We start from the raw sequence: 229 nt of genomic DNA on the forward strand, positions 1-229 counted from the left end.
CCCAGGAACACTCCATCGAAGAAGCCCTTCTGGAACGGCGACCAGGCCTGAAGCACGATGTCGTGCAGGCGGGCGTAGTCGAGGATGCCGTTGTCGCGCGAGATCGACTGGTCGAGCCCCGCCATGTTGGCCGCGACGCCCTGCGCGATCAGCGGTGCGTGCGTGATGCTGAGCTGCACCTGGTTCGCGATGAGCGGCTGCGACACGCTGCGCTGGAGCAGCTCGATCT

The 229-nt window shown here is 65.9% G+C and carries 1 pseudogene; it reads right to left on the bottom strand.

Annotated features, from left to right (window positions below):
• Positions 1–229, bottom strand: a pseudogene (locus SB719_RS23025) (aldo/keto reductase family oxidoreductase); the annotation flags it as partial.

Origin of the sequence: Pantoea sp. SIMBA_079 (assembly GCF_046940275.1) — a bacterium.
Lineage (GTDB): Bacteria > Pseudomonadota > Gammaproteobacteria > Enterobacterales > Enterobacteriaceae > Pantoea > Pantoea borealis.